A 4033-nucleotide genomic window follows, 5' to 3' on the forward strand; every position below is an offset into this window, starting at 1 on the left:
TCTATCGAATGGTGTCGTTGAAGGAACCAATAATAAAATCAAGAACATCAAACGCAGTGGCTATGGGTATCGGAACTTCCAAAACTTACGCTATCGGATTTTGATTTGTCAGACCCTTACAGTGAAAAAGCGTAAGAAGCGACCGCTATTATTTGAAGACGAGAAAGCAACTAAGCAAAAAGAAACGTTAAGACACAAAGCAGCTTAAATTAAATGGACTAAATTAGAGTATGAAAAAAGCCAGTATGATTTCTCATACTGACCTATATTTAGCCACCAACATCAAAAATCGAAGAGCCGTGTTTTTTTGTTTTTTCCAAATAGGGTTGATAACTCATTTTCAATAAAAATCAAGCAACAAAGTTATCGCTTGATCTTTTTTATTTGTGTGGGAAACATATAATTGCGTCATGAGTAAAAACGGATTCTAAAATGACTGTGATTTTGATAGCTGTAGGAGGTTCGTTTCTACAGTTTAATTTTATTATAAAAGCATTTAATTGGTACATTCGTTATTCCTAGATACGGGTAGGAGCCATCTCTGGATTGCTCGTCTAACACATTATTAGACTAGAACCATTTTATATGGTGTATTTCGTTATCTTAGCATGCCGGCAGTGTGATGACTGCTGTTGTTCGAGCGTCTATTATGTCAATTGTACTAGTAATGGAAATGACAGGTCATTTACTCACTTAATCATGTTGTGCTTCGCTCCAGTCACGCTTTTATTGTGGGAGAAATCACTCGTATAGTTTTACACAAGGCATTAGACACAGAGTTAGTTCATAATTACTTTATACATAAAGATTAGATGATACACATTTATGAAAAGTCGATTCCAATTGGATTCGTCTTTTTTTTGTTACCATTTTACATAATAGATAGCAATCTTCACTTATTTGTTAGGATTATAGTGCTATTTTATTGATTTATGTTAGATTTATTTACATATAATGATATATATAAGTTGCGAAATAGGGTCTTTTTCGCGTATAATATGGATTGTTAGAGAAATATGAGAAAAAATTCTTAAATTATTAATATTCAAGGAAAGTTGGAGTGAAACATGAAGTTTTTTAGATGGTTATCTATGAGTTTAGTTGTAATGTTAACCGTACTTGTCGGTGCACCGGTAATGAATACGGTGGTGCAGGCACAAGAGGATAATGAGCCTTACATTATTGCTACAGATACAACATTTGCCCCATTTGAGTATCAGGATGAGAATGGCGACTTTGTTGGGATTGATATGGACCTATTGGAAGCAATCGCTGAAGATCAAGGTTTTGAATACGAGATAAGACCACTAGGATTCAATGCAGCTTTACAAGCTGTAGAGAGTGGGCAAGTTGATGGTATGATTGCTGGTATGGGAATTACAGAAGAGCGACAAGAATCTTTTGACTTCTCAGATCCATACTATGAAGCAGGAGTGCAATTCGCTGTTTTAGAAGATAGCGAAATCGAATCATTAGAAGATTTAGAAGGTCAAAACGTTGCTGTTAAGACAGGTACCACAGGAATGGCAGCAGCTGAATCAGTGGCCGATGAATTTGGCTTTACGATTTCAACCTTTGAAGATTCAGTTAACATGTATGAAGACTTACAAGCAGGAAATTCTGTCGCAGTCATTGAAGACTACCCAGTCATGGCTTATGCAGCACAAACAGGAGGTATTCCATTACGCTTTATCGGCGAACAAATGGAAATAACAGATTATGGATTCGCTGTTCAAACAGGTGAGAATCCAGAATTAATTGAAATGTTTAATGCGGGACTCGCAAATGTTCGTGAGTCAGGTGAATTTGCTGAAATCGTTAATACACATTTAGGCGATGCAGACATGATGAACGCAGACCCAAGTTCCGAAGAGGAAGAGGGTTCTGAAGTAGTTGTAGCTGATCCAGATCGCACTTATATCATTGGTACAGATACGACGTTTGCACCATTCGAGTTCGTTGGAGATGACGGCGAATACGTTGGTATTGATATGGATTTACTAGCTGCCATCGCTGCAGATCAAGGCTTCAATTATGAGATTCGCCCATTAGGATTTAACGCGGCTTTACAAGCTGTTGAAGCGGGTCAAATTGATGGAATGATTGCTGGTATGGGGATTACGGAAGAACGTGAAGAGTCATTCGACTTCTCAAACCCTTATTATGAAGCGGGAGTTCAATTCGCAGTCTTAGAAGATAGTGATGTTGAAACATTAGAAGATTTGAAAGGTAAAAACGTTGCTGTTAAGACAGGTACAACGGGTATGGCTACAGCTGAAGCAGTAGCTGATAAATACGGCTTTACGATTTCAACGTTTGAAGATTCAGTTAATATGTATGAAGATTTACAAGCAGGAAACTCTGTTGCAGTTATTGAAGATTACCCAGTAATGGCTTATGCAGCTCAAACTGGAGGTATTCCATTACGCTTTATTGGTGAACAAATGGAATTGACTGATTATGGATTTGCTGTTTCTGCCGGTGAGAACCCAGAATTAGTTGCTTTATTCAATCAGGGACTAAGTAATATTCAAACCTCTGGTGAGTATGATACAATAATTTCGAACTACTTAGGTGAGGAAGAGTTAGAAAAAGAATCTTCTTCAAGTGGTTTCTTCGGTATAATCGAACAAAACGGCCGTGCTTTACTTAACGGATTATGGACTACTTTATGGATTACATTAGTGTCATTTGCAATTGCAGCCGTTATTGGTATTATCATTGGTTTAATGCGTACGTCTGGTAACATTATCTTATCATTCATTGCTCAAGTTTATATTGACTTGATGCGTGGTACACCGATGATCGTATTATCATTCTTCATATATTTCGGTATTCCACAGTTAACAGGTTGGACTTTTGGAGCGGTAGGAGCCGGAATAACTACCTTAAGTATTAACGCTGCGGCTTATATTGCTGAAATTGTACGTGGTGGTATTAATGCGGTTGATGTCGGTCAAGATGAAGCGGCTCGAAGTTTAGGGTTGAACAAAAGTAAGACAATGAGACGAATTATCTTACCACAAGCGTTCAGAATTATGATTCCTTCATTCATTAACCAGTTTGTTATTACACTGAAAGATACATCAATTCTATCAGTAATTGGTTTAGTAGAATTAACTCAAACAGGACGAATTATTATTGCTCGTACTTATCAATCAGGAGCAATGTGGTTAATCGTTGGATTAATGTACATAATCTTGATTACAATCTTAACTAAGATTTCTAATAGACTAGAAAAGGATGTGTAACAACTAATGGCAAACGTAATAGTAAAAGGTTTAAAGAAAAGTTTTGGTAATAATGAAGTATTAAAAGGTATTGATTTACATGTAGATTCAGGAGAAGTTGTTTGTATTATCGGCCCTTCGGGTTCAGGTAAATCAACATTACTTCGTTGCCTAAACCGCTTAGAAGAAATCAACGGCGGTGAAGTGAATGTTAATGGTGTGAATATCAGTGCAAAAGAGACAGATATTAACTCGGTGCGTAAAAATATCGGAATGGTATTCCAACACTTTAACTTATTCCCACATTTAAGTGTTAAAGAAAACATCACTTTAGCACCGGTTGAACTAGATGTGTTATCAAAAGATGAAGCAGATAAAAAAGCATTAGATTTATTAAATCAAGTTGGACTTGATGATAAAGCAGATGCGTATCCAAACTCATTATCAGGTGGACAAAAACAACGTGTGGCAATTGCGCGTGCCTTAGCCATGGATCCAGATATTATGTTGTTTGACGAACCAACGTCAGCACTTGACCCTGAGATGGTCGGAGATGTTCTTAACGTTATGAAAGATTTAGCGGCACAAGGTATGACAATGGTTGTTGTAACTCATGAGATGGGATTCGCTCGTGAAGTTGGAGACCGTGTCATCTTCATGGATGGTGGCTATGTAGTGGAAGAAGATCTTCCCTCAGTACTATTCAGTAATCCTAAAGAAGAACGTACGAAATCATTCTTAGATAAAGTATTAGTTTAATTAGTATTTGAACGAGGTAGCTTTCGGGCTACCTTTTTTATTGG

At 37.1% G+C, this 4033-nt stretch carries 3 protein-coding genes; all 3 read left to right on the forward strand.

Annotated features, from left to right (window positions below; translation table 11 throughout):
- Positions 1-208, forward strand: a 208-nt coding sequence (locus tag HW423_RS11260; protein WP_235956484.1) for a transposase, incomplete at its 5' end; no start/stop codon positions are given.
- Between the two features lie 859 nt (positions 209-1067).
- The gene (locus HW423_RS10570) at positions 1068-3251 is read left to right on the forward strand and encodes an ABC transporter substrate-binding protein/permease (RefSeq protein ID WP_218931872.1); all 2184 of its coding nucleotides are present in this window, start codon (positions 1068-1070) and stop codon (positions 3249-3251) included.
- Between the two features lie 6 nt (positions 3252-3257).
- Positions 3258-3989: an amino acid ABC transporter ATP-binding protein gene (locus HW423_RS10575; RefSeq protein ID WP_197105139.1), complete on the forward strand. Its 732-nt coding sequence runs from the start codon at positions 3258-3260 to the stop codon at positions 3987-3989.
- The last annotated feature ends 44 nt before the right edge of the window (positions 3990-4033 follow it).

The organism is Ruoffia halotolerans (genome assembly GCF_014049385.1).
In the GTDB taxonomy this organism is placed as follows: Bacteria; Bacillota; Bacilli; order Lactobacillales; family Aerococcaceae; genus Ruoffia; species Ruoffia halotolerans.